This is a genomic window from Niastella caeni (assembly GCF_004834005.1).
Classification (GTDB): domain Bacteria; phylum Bacteroidota; class Bacteroidia; order Chitinophagales; family Chitinophagaceae; genus Niastella; species Niastella caeni.
Map to the genome: position 1 here is coordinate 149,407 of NZ_STFF01000009.1, position 19,626 is coordinate 169,032.

Annotated in this window: 13 protein-coding genes; 8 read left to right on the top strand and 5 right to left on the bottom strand. The window is 39.2% G+C overall.

From position 1 onward, the window contains the following. Positions 1 to 6 precede the first annotated feature (6 nt). Complete coding sequence (locus FAM09_RS25550; RefSeq protein ID WP_136580006.1) at positions 7 to 1,599, top strand: M1 family metallopeptidase; 1,593 nt, start codon at positions 7 to 9, stop codon at positions 1,597 to 1,599. A 77-nt stretch (positions 1,600 to 1,676) separates the two neighbouring features. Beyond that, positions 1,677 to 3,221: a YifB family Mg chelatase-like AAA ATPase gene (locus tag FAM09_RS25555; protein ID WP_136580007.1), complete on the top strand. Its 1,545-nt coding sequence runs from the start codon at positions 1,677 to 1,679 to the stop codon at positions 3,219 to 3,221. A gap of 76 nt (positions 3,222 to 3,297) precedes the next feature. Here the strand turns inward: FAM09_RS25555 and FAM09_RS25560 are convergent, their stop codons facing one another. Further along, the gene (locus FAM09_RS25560; protein ID WP_136580008.1) at positions 3,298 to 4,056 is read right to left on the bottom strand and encodes a sugar transferase; all 759 of its coding nucleotides are present in this window, start codon (positions 4,054 to 4,056) and stop codon (positions 3,298 to 3,300) included. A 467-nt stretch (positions 4,057 to 4,523) separates the two neighbouring features. Between FAM09_RS25560 and FAM09_RS25565 the strand changes: the two genes are divergently transcribed. From FAM09_RS25565 to FAM09_RS25585, 5 genes are all read left to right on the top strand, one after another. Beyond that, positions 4,524 to 5,345 carry a glycosyltransferase gene (locus tag FAM09_RS25565; RefSeq protein ID WP_136580009.1) on the top strand — a complete coding sequence of 274 codons (822 nt, stop codon included), beginning with the start codon at positions 4,524 to 4,526 and terminating at the stop codon, positions 5,343 to 5,345. A gap of 106 nt (positions 5,346 to 5,451) precedes the next feature. Next, the gene (locus FAM09_RS25570) at positions 5,452 to 6,588 is read left to right on the top strand and encodes a glycosyltransferase (protein WP_136580010.1); all 1,137 of its coding nucleotides are present in this window, start codon (positions 5,452 to 5,454) and stop codon (positions 6,586 to 6,588) included. 16 nt (positions 6,589 to 6,604) lie between these two features. After that, positions 6,605 to 6,952 carry a hypothetical protein gene (locus tag FAM09_RS25575; RefSeq protein WP_136580011.1) on the top strand — a complete coding sequence of 116 codons (348 nt, stop codon included), beginning with the start codon at positions 6,605 to 6,607 and terminating at the stop codon, positions 6,950 to 6,952. Between the two features lie 100 nt (positions 6,953 to 7,052). Continuing rightward, a complete protein-coding gene (locus FAM09_RS25580; RefSeq protein WP_136580012.1) occupies positions 7,053 to 8,042 on the top strand; it encodes a glycosyltransferase family 2 protein in 990 nt (329 codons plus the stop codon). A 101-nt stretch (positions 8,043 to 8,143) separates the two neighbouring features. Next, complete coding sequence (locus FAM09_RS25585; RefSeq protein ID WP_136580013.1) at positions 8,144 to 10,627, top strand: DUF6020 family protein; 2,484 nt, start codon at positions 8,144 to 8,146, stop codon at positions 10,625 to 10,627. Between the two features lie 63 nt (positions 10,628 to 10,690). On the opposite strand, the gene FAM09_RS25590 is transcribed toward FAM09_RS25585, so the two are convergent. The 4 genes from FAM09_RS25590 to FAM09_RS25605 all read right to left on the bottom strand — a co-directional run bounded on the left by FAM09_RS25590 (position 10,691) and on the right by FAM09_RS25605 (position 17,589). Further along, positions 10,691 to 11,575: an FkbM family methyltransferase gene (locus FAM09_RS25590; RefSeq protein WP_166437268.1), complete on the bottom strand. Its 885-nt coding sequence runs from the start codon at positions 11,573 to 11,575 to the stop codon at positions 10,691 to 10,693. 239 nt (positions 11,576 to 11,814) lie between these two features. Beyond that, complete coding sequence (locus FAM09_RS25595) at positions 11,815 to 12,552, bottom strand: hypothetical protein (protein WP_136580015.1); 738 nt, start codon at positions 12,550 to 12,552, stop codon at positions 11,815 to 11,817. A 49-nt stretch (positions 12,553 to 12,601) separates the two neighbouring features. After that, the gene (locus tag FAM09_RS25600) at positions 12,602 to 16,810 is read right to left on the bottom strand and encodes a glycosyltransferase (RefSeq protein WP_136580016.1); all 4,209 of its coding nucleotides are present in this window, start codon (positions 16,808 to 16,810) and stop codon (positions 12,602 to 12,604) included. A gap of 17 nt (positions 16,811 to 16,827) precedes the next feature. After that, positions 16,828 to 17,589, bottom strand: a complete 762-nt coding sequence (locus FAM09_RS25605) for a hypothetical protein (protein WP_136580017.1) — start codon at positions 17,587 to 17,589, stop codon at positions 16,828 to 16,830. Between the two features lie 105 nt (positions 17,590 to 17,694). Here FAM09_RS25605 and FAM09_RS25610 point away from each other — a divergent pair, with 105 nt between their 5' ends. Then, complete coding sequence (locus tag FAM09_RS25610; protein WP_136580018.1) at positions 17,695 to 19,593, top strand: glycosyltransferase family 4 protein; 1,899 nt, start codon at positions 17,695 to 17,697, stop codon at positions 19,591 to 19,593. Positions 19,594 to 19,626: the final 33 nt, after the last annotated feature.

Sequence of the window (19,626 nt, forward strand, 5' to 3'; positions counted from 1 at the left end):
GCTTTCATGAAAAAGACATCCCTGCTTTTCATTGCAATAGGTTTTGCAACCCTTGTATGGGGCCAAAAAGCCGACGCTGTAATAGATATACAACATTATGGGTTTTCAATAACGCTTACCGATACAAGCGATCAAATAAAAGGGAAAGCAACGATTGATGTATTGTTTACAAAAGACACCAGCACCATCACGCTCGACCTTATTTCCCAAAACAATAACCGCAAGGGAATGGCGGTATTGCAGGTCACCGAAAATGGAAAACCGCTTGCTTATACGCATATCAACAATCTACTTACTATTTCCTTCGCAACAAATATTAAACGAGGTGAACTTAAAAATATAGAGATCACTTACGAAGGCATTCCTGATGATGGATTGATCATTTCCAAAAACAAATTCAACCACCGCGTTTTTTTCGCCGACAACTGGCCTAACCGCGCCCGTCACTGGTTGCCCTGCGTTGATCATCCGGCCGATAAAGCCCCGCTTGATTTTATTGTAACCGCGCCGGCTCATTACCAGGTCATCTCCAACGGTATTAAAATTGAAGATTCCATCCTAACCAATCAGCAACGACGTACACACTATAAAGAAACCACGCCGCTTTCAACCAAAATAATGGTGATCGGGGTAGCCGGATTTGCCATTCAGGAAGCAGGTAAAGTAAATGATATTCCTGTATCGAGCTGGGTATATCCTGAGGAAAAAGACAAAGGATTTTACGATTATGCCCTGGCAGTTGACATTCTTCCTTACTTCATAAAAAATGTTGGCCCCTATGCCTTTAAAAAATTGGCCAATGTAGAATCGACCACCATGTTTGGCGGTATGGAAAACGCCAGCGCTATTTTTTATTCTGATGAAACATCTATCACCGGCAAACGTAAAAGCGAATCGTTACTGGCGCATGAAATAGCCCACCAGTGGTTTGGCGATATGGCTACAGAAGCAGATTGGAGCCACCTGTGGCTAAGCGAAGGCTTTGCTACTTACATGACTATTTTATATTTCGAGCATAAATATGGCATCGACACGGCGAAGTACATGTTATCAAAGAACCGGCAGATCGTCATTGACTTTGCCAGGAAGAAATTACATCCGGTTGTTGATTCATCCGTTACCAATTATATGGACCTGTTGAATGCCAACTCTTACCAAAAAGGCGGCTGGGTGTTGCACATGTTACGCCGCCAATTGGGCGATTCAACTTTCTGGAAAGGCATTCAAACCTACTATAGCCGGTATGCCGGAAAAAATGCCGTAACCGGCGATCTGCACAAAGTAATGGAAGAAGTATCGGGCCAGCCCCTGAAACAATTCTTTCAACAATGGTTGTTTACGGCCGGGCATCCCAAACTGGATATTAAATGGAAATACAATCCCGCTAAAAAAGAAGTAAACATTACTGTTATACAGCATCAAAATGAGGTGTTTCATTTTCCCCTTGAATTACAAATTGGAAGCACCCTTTCAAAACAGGTAATGATCAAAAACCGGGAAACCCATTTTACCATTCCGGTAACCGCAAAACCCACCACCGTTACTGCCGACCCGCAGGTAAACCTGTTGTTTGAAGGCACTATAAAGGAAGCGAATTAGCAAGCTGCCCCATCAAATAACAATTTTTCATTATCTTTCCACACCGTGTATGCGCGGGATAACCATAAACTTTATTCATGCTTGTCAAAACGTATGGAAGTGCCGTATATGGCGTAGAAGCCATTACGATCACCGTAGAAGTGAATGTAATGCCGGGTAACATTCACTATTACATTGTAGGGCTGCCAGATAATGCGGTAAAAGAAAGCCTGCAACGGGTAGAAAGCGCTATAAAAACAATCGGGTACCAGATGCCTCGCACAAAACTGGTCATTAATTTAGCGCCTGCCGATATAAAAAAAAGTGGTTCCTCATTCGATCTGGCCATTGCCATTGGAATACTCGCAGCGAACAATCAACTGAACAATCCGGATAAGTTAAAAGATTATATGATCATGGGTGAGCTCAACCTCGATGGAACAGTTCACCCGATAAAAGGCGCATTGCCTATTGCTATTACTGCCCGCAAGGAAGGCTTCAAAGGCCTGATAGTTCCCAAACAAAATTGTAGGGAAGCAGGCATGGTGAATAGCTTACCGGTATATGGCATAGAGCAACTTACCGAGTTGATCGGCTTTATGAATGACGATCATAATTTACAACCGGTAGCCGTAAATACCCGTGATGAATTCTTCCAGGCGCAGCATGAATTTGAATTTGATTTCAGTGAAGTAAAAGGACAGGAGAATATTAAACGGGCATTGGAAATTGCAGCAGCCGGCGGCCATAATGCCATCCTAATTGGTCCGCCAGGCGCCGGTAAAACCATGTTGGCTAAACGATTGCCCACTATTCTACCGCCATTATCTTTAAAAGAAGCACTCGAAACCACCAAGATACATTCCGTAGCAGGCAAGCTGCCTGCGCATGCAACACTGATCGCCAAAAGGCCCTTCCGCTCACCGCATCATACCATTAGCGATGTAGCTTTGGTAGGTGGCGGCGGTATTCCCCAGCCCGGAGAAATTTCACTGGCGCATAATGGGGTGCTGTTCCTCGATGAATTACCCGAGTTCAAGCGCAGTGTGCTGGAAGTAATGCGCCAGCCGATGGAAGAGCGTCGGGTAACCATCAGCCGGGCAAAAGTAGCTATCGACTTCCCCGCCAGCTTTATGTTGATATCGTCTATGAATCCCTGCCCCTGCGGCTTCTACAACCATCCCGAAAAAGAATGTACCTGCGCGCCGGGCGCAGTTCATAAATACCTGAATAAAATCTCCGGGCCTTTACTGGATCGTATAGACCTGCATGTAGAAGTAACGCCTGTACCTTTTAACGACCTGAGCATGCAAAACAACGCAGAGCCGTCAGAAGCTATTCGCACAAGAGTTATTAATGCGCGCGCCATACAAACAGAGCGGTATACAAACAACACGGGTATTTACTGCAATGCACAAATGAGCAGTAAACTGCTGAAAGAAGTGTGTGTGCTTGATGCTACGGGCCAAACTTTATTAAAAACAGCTATGCACAAACTTAATTTATCGGCCCGGGCTTATGATCGCATCTTAAAAGTAAGCCGCACTATTGCCGACCTGGCAGCGAGTGAAACCATATCACCGGCACATATTGCGGAAGCCATTACATATAGAAACCTCGATAGAGAAGGTTGGGGAGCATGATGTGGCAATCAGTTAATACGTATGATGGCAAGAGAAAAAATAAAGGTGGCAAGCAGTAAGAACTATTCAACTCTAACTAGTTCTGTATCGTTTTAAGTGAAGGCGTGTTATAACCTTCTGCAGACATTTTTTGCTGGCTTTTGCTTTTAAAGACCCTTGCAATAACTTCTCCAATGATCTGGGCGCCAGTTTTACGCACAATGCGAATATCTAACCAAAAGTTTGCATTACGTACATAAAAAGCATCGAACTGGTAACGGTGGAAAATACTTTCGAAATCTTTTGTAGGACCACGGTAACCTTTGATCTGAGCCAAACCGGTAATACCAGGCTTTACCAGATTCCTGAATTTATATCCGGAAATAGCATTAGCAAACTTATTGCAATCTGCATACATATGTGGGCGGGGGCCAACAATACTCATGTGGCCCAGTAAAACATTAATAAACTGAGGGAACTCATCTAAACCGGTAACCCGTAAAAACTGGCCTATTCTTGTTATGCGGGGGTCATTCTCGCTTGCCTGACGAATATCAGCTTCCCTGTTAATATACATAGTACGCAGCTTATAGCACCAGAATACCCGGCCTAAAAAACCAACGCGTTTTTGCTTAAAGAAAACAGGCCCTCTTGAATCAAGTTTAATAAGCACCATTAAGATGGGTAACAGCCACGATAATACCAATACGATGATCATCAGGGATGTAACGATATCAAAACACCGTTTTGCAATGAAATATCCCTGCTTACGTTCCAAGTATAGCCTGAGAGAAGGGGAATGCTCGGTGAAAAACTTTACTCTTTTATAAACTAAATTTTCAGGTTGCTCGATCATAGCATAGGTATTATGGTTTCTTCCAGGATGCTGTTAACGAATTTAGCACCGTATTAGTACATCGGTATGGCTTTAACTACACTTTTAACATCTAAAACAGCGAAATTCATCTAATTCCCTAACAACTAAATGTTAAAACAACAGGACAAATCCGTAAAAGTACACCATTGACAGTGCAAACTTAAGAAAGGTTGCACCAAAAAAGGTTTAAAAAAAAATTCCTGATTTAATTTCAATGTAAGTCCGTTCACGAATATTCTCTAAAACTGCACACTTATTGCTAAAACAGCACAGTTATTGCCTTATTTAACACACTTTATAAAGTTTTATACTTTTTTTAAAGCAACGTTTTAACCCATTTTTGCACTCCATTAGTACACAAATGTTTAAAAATGCTTTTACATTTGCACTATAATTAAAAACCACTGTCATTGAAGGTTAGATTTCGTATAACCGTTAATTAGATCATGAAATCTTATCCCCAAAAAATTGATTTTTACCTGTTAATACCCTTCTACAATAACCTACCGGGGCTGCTTCATTCGTTACAAAGTGTACAATATGATGCAGATAAGTATACAGTGGTGATTGTCGATGATGGTAGCAGTCAGCCTATTACCCTTGATGATGTATATAAAGGAATTTCACGGGATGTATCTGTTGAAATTCTACAATTGCCTTGTAATAAGGGTATTACAATTGCCTTGAATACCGGGTTACAATGGATCCTGAAGCAAAACAATGCTCCCTTTATAGCACGGCTCGATTGTGGGGATACCTGTACACCTGAACGATTTTATCACCAGGTAACCTTTTTAAAGCAGCATTCGCAAATTAAACTCGTTGGTAGCTGGTGCATCTTTAAAGATAACACCACCAATGCAGCATATCGTTATATAACCCCTACTCAACATAAAAAAATTAAAAGGGGTATGCATTTTCGGAATATTTTCATCCATCCTACTGTTATGTGGCGAATTGATGCGATGAAAGATAATGAGCTATATCCTGACACTTATCCAGATGCCGAAGATTATGGATTCTTTTACCAGCTCATGCAGAAAGGCGAATGCGCCATTATTCCCGAATACCTGGTAACGTGCGAAATAAATCACAAAGGTATTTCGCTGAGTTCCAGGAAAAAGCAACTTAAAAGCCGCATTAAAGTAGTTAAAGAATACGGAAGAAATAGGGTTTTACGTTATTTAGGAGTTTTAAAATTAAGGTTATTATTAATTATTCCATACAACATAGTATTTAGTATTAAAAAATCGTTGTACGGAGTATAAATCATTAAAAACTAAAGCCATATGAATACAACTGGGAACTTATATTAGATAAGTCCCTGAAAACGATTGCACTATCAAAGCTGTTTACCATTAAATCCATTTTATTATGAAAATTGTACATGTGGCAGAGGCATTTGCGGGTGGGATAGTTGTATTTGTTAAATCCTTGGTTGAAAACCTGTCTGATGATGAGCACATTATTGTACATGGCGAAAGAGCACATGTTACAAGGTTCACGGATATTAGAAAACAATTCGCCCGGACCAATGCCCGTTTTGTACGGTGGCATTCGGCCCAGCGAAGCATTCGTATTTCAAAAGATTTTGCGGCCTTTCTTGAATTATACCGCATTTTAAAACGGCTGAAAAAGCAACACCAGATCGATGCTGTTCATTTACATTCCTCAAAAAGTGGATTTATTGGAAGAATAGTATGTAAATTACTGGGAATCAATAATGTTATATATACCCCCAATGGTGCTCCCTTTCTGGTAGGCACCAGCAAGATCTCTAACTATATTTATAAAGTACTAGAACGCCTGGGCAATGGCTTTGGCGGCCAGGTAGTTTGCTGCTCCCCTTCTGAGCAGGCAGAATATAAAAAGGTCGGTATTTCCGCCATTACTATCAATAACGGCATACCATTCGACCGTATCAGCCGTATCAGCGGTTACGATATGGAGCCTTCAAATAAGAAGTTCTGTATTGTTACCAGTGGACGTATCATCAATCAAAAAAATCCCACCCTTTTTAATAATATCGCCCGTTACTTCGAAGAGTTCCAACAATTTGAATTTATATGGATTGGCGATGGGCCCGAAAGAGCATTATTAACTTCTACTAATATAAAAATTACCGGCTGGTTACCAGGCGAAGATGTAGCCCGCTTAATTTCCACAGCCAACGTGTATTTGTCAACCGCCAACTTTGAAGGCTTACCTTATGCAGTTTTGGAAGCCCTGGCACTTAGAAAGCCGGTTCTGCTCACAGACAGTGTAGGTAACCGTGACCTGGTAAAATCATGTTTGAATGGTGACCTTTTTAAGCATCACTCAGAAGCTATTATCAAACTGTTGCAATATTTTAATAATGCCAGCATGCTCAATATTATGGGAGAATATTCTGCCATGCACGGTAAAGAGTCGTTTAATGTAAACCATACCTTTGCCCGGTACAGGCATTTATATGAGGGTAATCATATAGAAAATGATAGTTATTTAAAACCGGCCCTGGTAAATGCTTAATTAAACTTGTACAAAGATGGAGAAACAACTCAACGGGATAATGAGCTATGAGATGATCAGACAAAACCTTGATCAGATAAGAAGTTTTATTGAAATTGAGCTGACGGAAAAAAAAGAAACCATAAAAGAACAGGCTACAGAAATAGAAGAATTAAAAAAAATATTGCAACAGAAAGATTTAGCTATTGGGATGTTTGAAGCTAATACCCGCGAGTTTCTGGAAACTGCAGAAGGCAACAGACAACTGATCAATAAATTATTGGGTGATATCAGTAAGTTACAAAACGAACTTGAGTGGTATAAAAGAACATACGAAACCCGGAGTTTTCTTGGCACCATCAAAGAAAAATTAAAAAGAAAATAAATTAATACCGGTTAAAACCTTACTGCTTTTTAAGGTTTAATTAGTCTTGGTGTTTCTCCTTGTGCTTCAGTATCAAAAACTCCTTTATCAAAAGTTTAAAATGAAAATAGCTGTATTAATACCCTGTTACAACGAAGCTGCAACTATAGGAAAAGTGGTAGAAGACTTCCAAAAAAATATTCCGGAAGCAGACATATACGTATACGATAACAATTCAAGCGATAACACAGCTAAAATTGCCGCAAGTGTGGGGGCTATAGTGGTACAGGAACGTCGCCAGGGTAAAGGAAACGTAGTTCGATCGATGTTTAAAGATATTGATGCTGATATATATGTTATGATAGATGGTGATGACACTTATCCGGTTGAAGCGGTTCATGATGTTATAAAACCGGTGATGTATAACCGGGCTGATATGGTAATCGGGGAAAGAATGACCAACGGGACATACGCAAAAGAAAATTCAAGGGCCATGCATGGCTTCGGTAATAATTTGGTTAAACGACTGATCAATTTCCTTTTTAAATCAAAGCTCACTGATATTATGACGGGATACAGGGCCTTCAGCAGGTACTATGTAAAAACCTATCCGGTATCAAGCAGAGGCTTTGAAATAGAAACAGAAATGACCGTATACGCCCTTCATAACAATTATAATATTGTTGAAGTGCCCATTAATTTTCGCGACCGGCCCGAGGGCAGTTTCTCAAAGCTTAATACATACAGGGATGGATTTAAAGTTCTAAGAATAATATTTTTATTGTTCAAGGATTACCGGCCTCTTTTATTTTTTGGCATATCGAGTTTACTACTGGCCTTTACCGGCCTGTTAATAGGCATTTCACCCATATTAGAATTCATTAAAGAAGGATACGTGCATAAAGTGCCTTCCGCCATATTAGCTTCAGGCTTCGAAATCATTGCCATGCTGTTGTTTGCCTGCGGTCTTATACTGGATACTACAGTAAAACACCAAAAGGCGCTTCATGAACAGCTTTCAAATCTTTTTTTGATTTCTGATAAGAAAAAGGACACAAGCTCTTCGAGCAGAAATACCCGATATGTTAACGCGGCATATCATGCCAAATAAGTCCGGAAATATCTCCTTTATTACAAGGTGATTTCGCCCTGCTACTTTGAATTATTAATAACTGATTTTGAATTGTAAACTATTCTATTTTAAATATTACGATGCTTTCTCCCTTTAAGTCCCTGGCCCATGCCCTGGCATCTGGTCTATTTGCAGCTTATATAACCTTGTTCCTAAAATACAATTTTCAATTATCGATCATACCATTAGTTTTTGCAGCGCTGATTTCCTTTGCAATTATTTTTTATTTTCTGCTATATGCAGTTCGAAAAGCAGAGAATAAATTATTGAACAAACGTGTGTTGCTATTAAGCCTGGGCATCGCCGGCCTCCTAACAATCAGCTTCTCTAAAAAAATTATTCCCGGCGCTGAACCACATCAGCTTGTATCCATAAAAGTTACAGCACTAGGTGAAAAAAATGATAGCGCTCAATCGAGTGAGGTTTGGATAACGAAAATTAATAATGGCGCAAGAGACCTGGATCTGGAATCCATTCCCTTATCAGGAGGCTGGGAAATAAAAAACAATTCAATTGCATCTTATTCGCAACAGCCTGGTACACTTGAAATTTCTGTACGGGAGGCAGAACAACTTCATATTGATTTTACACGCCATTCCTGGTCGGGAAAAGTAAAGATTGAAGACGGAGTAAAAACAAGCATTGTAGATCTATACCATGCTAACACTACAGAATATTATACTTATAACAGTGAATCTGGCGTTATTTCCAATCCACTAACCAACGATCAGAAAGCTGTAGTGGCTGTAATTAGCTTTTTGGTATTAAGCATTTGCTGGTACCTGTTCCTGCTTTTTGCCTGTTCAAAAAACGGTTATTTTCTGCTGACTATCCCGTTATGTCTTCTTATTTTCTTTCTGCCCAATGCTTTACCATTAAATGGTAAAGATAAATTGCTGTTACTGGCGTTAAGCATTTGCAGCTATTACCTAATGAAAACACCCCGGGCTATTGATTATTTAAATAGTTATACCAAAACAGAGAAAGTAATAATTTTTGTAATAACCATTTATGCGGGCTTCGCTTTTATAGGCTATCGTTTATTTCTTTCTGAATTTCCCGTAAGTCACATCATAAGTAAAACAACTTATTTTCTGTTATATTGTTTCTGGCTGCTGTTCATTGCTTTCACATTCCTTTATTTAACTGAATTGTGTAAGCGAAAAGCAACCGAACTAAGCAATGTAAAGAAAACACTAACACACCGTTCATCTTTCAAAATATACATAACCTTTCTCGGAATTATACTGGCTTGCTGGCTGATTTATTTTATAGCTTTTTTCCCGGCGGTAATGTCGTCAGATTCTTTGGGCCAATGGGAACAGGCAACCGGAATGTCAAAGTATAACGACTGGCATCCTGTATTCCATACCTTATTCAATAAATTCTTTATTACCATTTATAAAAGTCCTGCTACAATAGCGTTTGCACAAATCCTCTTCATGGCCATGGTTGCTTCGGGATTCTTTTTATTCCTGTATCAAAAAGGTGTGCCCTTAAAGTGGTTACTTTGGTCGGCCCTGCTTTTTGCGTTAATTCCTGCAAACGGCATTATGTCGGTTACTTTATGGAAGGATGTACCATTTACCGCAGCCATGTTATGGTTAACCCTTGTATTGGCCAAAATTGCTACCGATAATTCTTATTTTGATAGAAAAACTGCTTACGCAGAACTTATACCAGCACTTGTTGCAACAGCATTGTTCAGGCATAATGGTTTAATTGTTTATATACTGGTTGTTGCCGTATTGCTGGTATACTTCTTCAGAACTAAAAAAGCAAGCATTATTGTTTGCATAGCAGTTTCTGTAGGTTTAATAGGTTTTTATAAGGTATATATCTCCGACCCGGCAAGGGTAGAACCCAATCCATCTGCCATTAAATTAATGGCTCCTGTTCATGGAATTGCCGCCGTTCGATATTATAATGGAGAACTTGCAAAGGAAACAGTACAGGCGATGGATAGGATTATACCGGATTCTATCTGGTTAAGTCATTATAGACCTTGCTCTGCCGATGAGTATTTATTCCAAACCAAAAGGCCATTTGTGCAAAACCTGTCTGCGCTATCTACTTCAAAAGCATTACTTCTTTATGGAAACACATTGGTGCATAACCCATATCTTGTAATAAGAGACAGATTAGCAGGAACCGACGTACTATGGGATGTATATCATCACGAATATGCATACAATGCCAGATATAATACCGAGCTGGAAAGTAATAATTCGGGCCTCTCAGCAAAGGATAATAAGCTAAAACAGGCACTGAAATCTTTTCTGGAATTTACAGTTAGCAACGCAGATATTCTAATATGGCGTAGTGGATTTTATAATATATTGTTGCTTTTACTGCTCGTGTGTTTTCTGAAACAAAGGAAAAAGTATTTTTTGATTTTTATTCCATTAATAGGTTGCAATTTGTCATTGGCCATTTCAATGACTTTTCAGGCATTCCGGTATGTTTATTATATACCTATGCTTTTTGGGTTTATATGGCTGCTTTACCTGGCAACCACTATTGCGCCTGCTAAAGTTAATGATGAGTCGACAAAGGTCGGATGATATTAAAAAGGTCGTCCCAAAATTACTTTTGGAGACGACCTTTCAACAAATTTCCTCTTACTATTATTCTGGTTGCTTAAATAAAACAGCGCAAATATGATCTGACGTAGCGCCCAGATAATCATACGTTACGGGGGAGGCGTTTCCATCCCGCCAGTCTAACCGAAACGGCTGCAACTTCTTCCCTTTCAAAAACGCAATTACTTCCGCGGGGCTGGCACCATGCTGCCTGAACTGGTCGTTATTCCATTCTAGCAGCAGATTAATATTGGGATTATTAGTTATAGTATTTTCAGCACCTTTCAACACCTTGAATTCTGCACCTTCCACATCTATTTTTACAAAGTCAACTTTTGTTTCTGCACCAAGTACCTGATCCAGTTTTTTTGTATTTACCGTTAACACTTCAGCGACATTCAAATCCTCAGTGCTTTCATCATAATCAACAATCTGGGAACCTCCAAACCGGTACTTATAACTTTTAAACTGTACAGTACCGTCTTTGTCACTTAATGCAATACAATGTAATGATACCGCATTCCAATCGATCCAGTTAAGGCTTATATTCTTTTCAAGAAAGGCAAAAGCATTTTTATTCGCTTCAAAAGAATATACTTTCCCCCCTTTTCCTGATTCAATTTTTTTGGCAATCATACAGGAATAATATCCAAAGTTTGCCCCTACATCAACAAATACCGAATCGCTTTTTACGTTATTCAGCAGGTATTTGGTTAATTCACTTTCATAAACACCGTGTACAATGAAATGTGGAGCAAGTGTTACATCGAAGCTGCTTACCAGGTATAAAACATCGAAATAGGATCTTGTCAATACAGCTCCTTCTCCCATATATACGGCAAAAGGAATGTGATCATTTTTTTTGTTAACAAGATCCCTGATAGTAGAATTATTATTGCCCACTTCTTCACGAATAATCTTTCTGAGCATTTCTTCTGTTATAAGTGGATTGCAGGTATCAACTGCGGTTCCAGAAGCTATATGAGCGTTTAATTCTTCCCGAATAATGGCTCTAATTCTATCTTCATTCATAAAAAACATAGGTCATGATAATAAGTACGTTATAAATAAGATTTCAATTCTGGCCAAATATAAATCCAGATCAAGCTACTATAAATTAATAGTATAAATCAATAATCGCACAAATTTTATCTCATAACCACCAACGGTTAGGCCCCAACCCTTTGTTTTCCGCCAATTTCAACAAGAAGAAAATAAAATATGACTGAATAGAACAGAAAAGCCAGAATATATCCCATTAAATGATTTGCAGTTGAATCATTTAATGCTACTGCCTGTTTTACGTCAAGTGGATATTTATAATCTTCTTTGGTAGCAGCATACAGGTCAACAACGTCCTGCTGGTTTCCATTAGAAACCTGTACTATACCCGACCAGTCATGTTTTAAAAACAATAGCGAAGGCTTTCTTGAAAGATGATCAAGCCTGATATGCAAAGTAGCGGGAAAGCTTTCTGCCGCATACAGATTGTTGTCTTTCCGCTTCCATCCTCTATCGAGCGGCACTGTACTTAGATCGATTGAACCATTATTATCCACCCCCCTGAGCCAAATTTCAAAACCATGCGATTTTTCGTTCTTCTTTCCCAAAGCCGTTAAGGTTATCTGGGCAACTCTGTTAATTCTGATAACTTCCGGAACCAGGTAAGTGGCGCCAGCCCAAACTATTATAGCTGATAAAACAATACCGGCAATAAGGCCTTTTTTTTTAACAGGCTCTCCTGCATGCTTCTCAGAAAACGTTTTTATATAAAACCGAAAGATGAACAAAAACAAAAAGCCAGGGAAAAGATACCGGAAAGCAGTTGCAGAAAAATATTGACCAATAAAGAGCGATAAATAAAGAGCGCACAGAATTGGAATACCCCAGTTAACTATCAGCCTCATAAAATATTAAAAATAAAATGAAAATGCAATTTATACGACCAGGATATGATTAACCCTTTTTAAAATTATGGAACTTCCCACTTTTGTCTATTATTGGGCCGGACTGCTTTTTATTAAACAAGCCCCACTTCAATCCCTCATAAAACCCTTTTTTTAATAATTGCCTGTACTTTATGTACTCATCTTTAGATATCACATTGTCTTTATAAGCTTTTACAACTTCCTTAAAAAAATGTTTCTTTTTGAAATATCGTATTGCTTTAACAACACGAACTGGTAAAACATCATAGCCGGTTTTCAAAGCATAATACATATCTGAGCGGGCAATAATATCCCACCTGATATCATATGGACTTTTTCTTCTTGTTCCGGGCGCTTTAAAATGTTTTATATGGTTAATGGGATTATTAATGATCACATATCCTTCCCGCGCAAGGCGAATACACATATCGGTTTCATCGAGGTAGTAAATGAACCGCTCATCAAATCCGCCAATTTCATACAAAGCGCTCTTTAATACTATGTTGTTGCCACCAGGAACACCCTGAACCCATCTTTTTCCATCTAGGGTATGGCTTTTCAGCTCTTCTTCCCTGAAGATTTGGAAACCATAATCGGATGTGGCGCCATTTTTAAACTCATAATGCTCGGTATTTTTATGCTTCACCGGGCCGCCAACGGCCCCTATTTTAAGGCTCCTGTTCCAGATAATAAAATAGATAAAGTTCTCAATCCAGTGCTCATCACAAGGCAATGCATCATCGTCGATAAAAGCTACGTAATTTCCTGCAGCCATTTCAATGCCTATATTTCGCGACTGGCTCAGGTTCGCTTCGGGGCAGGACCCAACTTTGATACGCCCCTGATACCCGGCAAGAATTTCCTCTGTTCTGTCTTTTGAAGGACCGTTTACTACTACAATTTCAAACCAGGAATAGGTTTGCGCTTCCAGCGCTTTGAGCAATTTTTCCAAATGCTCATCCCGGTCTAACGTATTTATAATAACGGAAACCTTGTAATTGGCGGCTAACTCTTCTTCAGAGACCTGTACGGGCAGATGTTGCTCAAATAGGGCGCCTTTGAAAAAAACCTCACTTCCTCTCGAAAAAGAATTCCTTCTTGATAACGCTTTTATAGTTACGTGATGAGACTGCTGTTTGAATACTTTTTTTAACCGGAATACTTTCTCTTCGTGCTCTGTATTATATAAATCTATGGTTTCGCGGTACCGGTTATCTACAGTAACTTCAACCATGCCGCTCCAGGCATGGGCAACAAACTTAAAAGCAAGCGATGTAAATTCTTTTTCAAATTCAATACTACCGCCCTGCGTCCCATCGGAAAACTTAAAATGTTCATCTTTTACACTCCATTCGGGAGTATAAACAAACAGGTCATTCAAAACGTCTGCCTCTTCAATGCGCCTTAATATTTTAGGTTCGCCCGATGTGGTTTCTTCACCAGCTATTTCCAGCATGTCATCATCATCCGTTAACGTAGCTTCACTATCTGGTTGCACAACCTGTTTCAATGCTTCGAAAGCAGTCTTATCCGGAACATTAAAAGGCTTCTTTAATTTAATGGAATGCAAAAACACTTCATTACCTTTTGCAAACGAATTGCGCTCACCGGTTTGCCATATTTTAATGGTATGAAGCCCTGTTTCAAGCTCTTCATCAATCGTAATATTCTTTAGTTTTCTGTCAGATGAAAACAGGTCAAATACCACAGGTTGGTGGTCATCTATCTGAACTTTTACTTTGCCGCTCCAGTCGTGCGACAAAAAATTAATTTCAAAAGATGAAAACACTTCTTCCACCGTAATTCCGCTGAGGTGATTAACCAGCATAAGCTGGTCATCTTTTAACTGGACAGGCTCCAGGCTTTTAAGGCGGCTATCGTTATAAAAAATATATTCTTCCAGTAAAAGATCTGTATCCTTCTTTAAAAAGGTGATCCTTTCAAAGTGTTTTTCGTCCAGAAGAACGTGAAGGTCGGCAAAAGCTTTTGCAATACTTTGCTTTGAAAAATGCTCCAGGTGTTTGCATTGCCTGCTTAAAACCTCCTTTCTCCACGGCTCGTCTTTCCTGATTTTTTCTACGATTTCAGTAACTAGCATAACATCTTTTGTACGAAACAAACATCCGTTTTGCCCAACGGTATCGGGCACCGCCGTACAATTAAACGCTACTACCGGTAGATCAAACACCATGGCTTCGGCCAGCGGAACGCCAAATCCCTCGTGTTCGCACATCGACAAATATATATCGGCACTTCGATAATAAGCATACAGGTCATCGTTGCTTACCTTACCTGTAACAGTTACCTTTTTACCAATGCTCAATTCTTTTATCAAAGCAACCAGCTCGTTTACATAGCTCGGTGCTCCACCTCCTATAATGGACAGATGGCTGTCGGCATTGATTTGTTCTGAATAGTATTTAAAAAACTTTACCAGGTCTGTTTGTTTTTTGTGAGGCGCAATGCTACCCACAAAAATTATATGAAACGGGTATTGAGCCCTGATTGACTTAGCTAGTTCCTTATTGAAAGGCCTGTTTAAAATAAGGTCTTTGTCAATATGTGGCGGAATAATATGCGTTGCAATAGGCCTTGCCAATGATTGCCGCAAAATTTCAAGCGAATAAGCAGTATGCCCAATATAAACATCAAAATTATCCAAGGTGCTTAATTGCTTGAACCCCCTGAAAGTGGTATGATACGCTTCGTCATCAACCGAAAAAAAATCGGGTGTAGTGATGTTATGAAAGAAAAAGGCTTTTTTGGGAAATGTAAGCTTGTTGAAATAATCCCCTTTTTCGCAGTAATTCCAATAATGATAAATGATAGCATCCGATTCGGTGAACTGAACACTTTCTATGGGCTTTACCAACTGTTGTACCGCCGGCGAAGGATATGTTCCCAGAATCTGGGTAGCAACGCCTTCTTCCTTCAAAAGTTTATCATAATCAACGGTTGTATTGCTTACACCATCTCTGTCGGTAAGACAGTTCATTATCTGAAATACCCTGCTGGTGTTCTTGAAAACTATTTTCTCAAAGAAAACAGCGCATTCGGCAGCCATCCGCTCAGCGGAGAAGCGGTTAATTAATTTTTGCAATCCGTTCTGCCCTATTTGGTGGCATAAAGCGGGATTATCTTTTAACCGTTGAACGGAATCTATTACTTTGTGTGGCTCTGTAAGAGGAATAACAATAGCATCCTTGCCATCATCAAAAATTTCCGGAACTGCGCCTGTTTCAAATACGATCAATGGTTTTCCTTTTCGCATTGCTTCGAGATACAACAAACCAAATGATTCGTATTTTGATAAAGCAAACACTATATCTGCCTTCTCGTAAAGGGTATCCAGTTTTTCATCGCTTACATACCCATACAGGAAAATCTGTTTATTAAGATATTGCTTAAAATGCTTATGAATGTATTCATGATAGGTAAAGCCTGTTTCCTCTTTAAAACCATCCCATTCACCGCTGTCTTTACCTACCAGGTGAATTTCAATACCCTTAACATTTTCGAGCAGCAAAGGCATTATTTCTTTTACCAGGATATCTGAACCTTTCCTTTTTTCAAGGCGGCCGACCGATAAAATGCGGCAATTGCCGTTAGCAACGGGAACAGGAACTTCTGGAGATTTTATTCCTTTTAAATCAATGCCATGATGAATGACAGCATAAGGTTTTTTTTCAAACCTCACTTTATACAGGCGTTCTGTTTCTTTCAATATCGACCAACTGTCAAAAACATAGCCGTCGGCTATTTCAAGAAAATGGGTCTCAATTTCGTTTAAAACATCTTTTTTAGGCGTTTTACCCGAAAGCACTTCTTTCAACAGCATAGAAGTAGTTTCCAATCGAACAATGAATGGAATTTCGGGCAGTTTCAACCGGGTAATGTAACCCTCAATATCCCATAAAGGAGATTCGATTATATGTATGGGATATAGCTCATTCAACTGCCTGATGCGTTTGTACACCAGGTAACTGTAAGCAAGTTGAAAATGCAGATTACCCGGAGTTTGAAGTTGATAAAAAGCATCCGAGGCTTTCTTTTCCCAGCCTGATATCTGGTGAATATAAATATCATCAATAATCTTTTCACAGGCGTCTCTTCCACAGGTAATAATATGCACTTCATGGCCTAATGCCCTGAATTGCCGGGCATAGTCCCATCTGTTACGGGGTATTCCCTCCGTAGAAGCGGGGGGGAGGTATTTGGTAATAATGCAAATGCGCATTGGTAGGGTTTAATCACTTAATGGTTGTGGTGATAATTATCGCTTAACAAATTGACATTAACGTAGTTACGGTATAGCTTGGCAAAGTATAATTTCCGCGAGCGGTTTTTTGTAAATAAACGATATATGCTGACCAGCATTTTTCTGTAAACCTTTCTTTTGAATCGCGTAAATCCTTTTGAACCATCAGGGGCAAACATTTTATTAAGTACCACATGGTCTAACTGGCGTTCTGATTCTTCAACTGAAAGAAACCCCCGGAAGTACCTGGCATTTATATACTGTTCCATTTCGCGCAAAGAAGTAGCGCTTGCTGATTGTTGCCGGGTATATGGTTCACGGTTGATCCTTTTATTTCCTGTTGCCTGATCTTCCGACTCGAGCTCGCCCACTTTTGAAACAATTTTATCATCGAGCCCCAACAACATCGACACCTCTTCTTTCACTTCCTGTACCATCACCGGGCTAACCGGTAATTGCAACGTTAAACCGGTTCCTCTTGTCAATAAAAAAACTATGGTATTCTCTTCTTTACCTGTGGTATCAAAATTGTATTCAATTTGTGCCGTGATTTCAGACAATTTATATACGTGTTCGTCTTTATTAACGTTTTTATTGTTAATGAACACTTTAAGGATAGGGGAATCATTAGCAGGATTAAGTACGTTAACATGGTAAGCATACTTACCTGATGGTGTTTTTCCTATAGGTACCAGGAAAGGTTCATTTAAACTCAGGGTAATAGGCTTGCCGTGAGTAGGAATACTAGTCAAGTGCATTAAGGGTGGCTATAATTTATTAGGAATCTGGTATTTAAATTACAAACTTATTAAAAATTGACCTTATTTTCGGTCCCCAAATTACAAAATTTGGATCGCCAAATTATGAAAATTTGCTTAATCAGTCGGGAATGCTTTCCTTTTACGCATGGTGGAATAGGTACAGCGTTCTATTCACTGGGGAAAATGCTGGCGAATTTAAATCACGATGTAATACTTTTAACGAGAAAGCCGGCAAACTTCAACGAAGACATCTACAATCAGCACTATACAAATAAATTTAAAACAGAATGGGTTGAGTATACAGAAGGCGCTTTTTCAGTTCATAGTCTGCTCGACTACTCCTTTCAATTAGAAAAACACTTTGATCACTTTAATAATACTTTCCAGGCAAACGTTGCCATGTATGCTGAATTTGACGGAGAGGCATATTTCCTTTTGCGTAACAAGAATAAAGGCTTAAAATACCAAAATACATCTTTTGTAGTTCATTTTTCAGGTCCCCTGTTTGCACTGCTGGAAGCGGAAAAAAGAATTCCCTCGGTGTACGAGCAACTTATTATTAAAATGGAAGCGTATTGCATTCAGGCCAGTTCTTATGCTATAGCGCCTTCTTCATTTATCCTGAATTATCTTAAGCAACAATTTAATCTGCAACACCAGCAGCATTTTGTTATTCCCAACCCAATAAACAATACCATATTTACAGAACCGGTTCCTCCTGCTTCTGTTTATGACAATAAAAAGAATATATTGTTTATCGGGCGCCTGCAAAAAACAAAAGGCGTTGATTATTTACTCAAGGCCTTTCAACAGTTGATTGAATCAGGCAATGAACAGGTACGGTTACAACTTATAGGACGGGATGTTTTCTGGAGCGATTATAATATGACCTTTCAGGAATATTGCAAAGCCAGTTTGCCAGAAAACATATTATCAAAAATTGATTTTATAGGGCACATTTCACAGGCCGACATGTTTGCTTATCACAGGCAGGCATGGATAGCCGTATTCCCTTCACGCTTCGATACATTTGGCAATGTAGCGCTTGAATGTATATATAATGGCACACCGGTTATTGTTAGTAAAAACACCGGTTTACCTGATGTTACCGGGGAAGATTATAACTTTTTCTGGCACGAAGAGAATGGCGTGGGCGCCTTAACAACATTATTACAAAAAGTGCTTGCAGATTCAGCGTTGAGAAACGAATTGGCCTTACAATCGCACAAAAGGGCAACCTACCTGCACACCCATTTACCCGGTCAGTTTGTAAATGCTTTACAGGAAATTATTGCCATCGGCAATGATCAGGCCGTTGAAGTTACAGCTATTGATGAACAGGTATTTTTATTACTGAACCAATACAGTGCCATATGGCAGCAGGAAAAGAATGCAGAAATAAAAGAAGTTTATATACAAAAAGACGAGGAGTTAAAAAAGGCCTGGGAAAGTTATGACAATAAGAATAATGAGCTGGCGGCCTTCTGGCATCAACACGATGAACAGATAAAGGATGTGTGGGTGAAATACGATGAAAAAGATAAACAAATACAGGGCATTTGGAAGCAATACGATGCAAAGGATGCCGTGTTACAGGAATTGCAACAACGCTATGATAAACTGGAACAACAGCAAAACGACCAGCAACAGCAATACAGTGAACTGCAGCAACAATACATTCAGTTTCAGCAATCCAATATAGATTTGTTACAGCGATATAATGAATCACTGAAGGAATACAATGAGTTACAGCAACAATATAACCAATTGCAGCACCAGTATAACGAAATGCTTTCACCATACAATCAGATATTGGTTCAGCATGAAAAACTAAAGCAGCAACTTTCTACTTTAAACAAGGACATCGAAAAATATTTAAACAGCAACTCTTCCAAGCCTTTTAAAGTAGTAGCCCGGGATAATAAAGATTTTTTACCTGAAATAGAGCTTTTATATTATCAGATTGGCTTATTGAAAAAGAAAGGGCGCCGTTTTTTTTAAACACGGAATTACGATACACATAATATTACTACA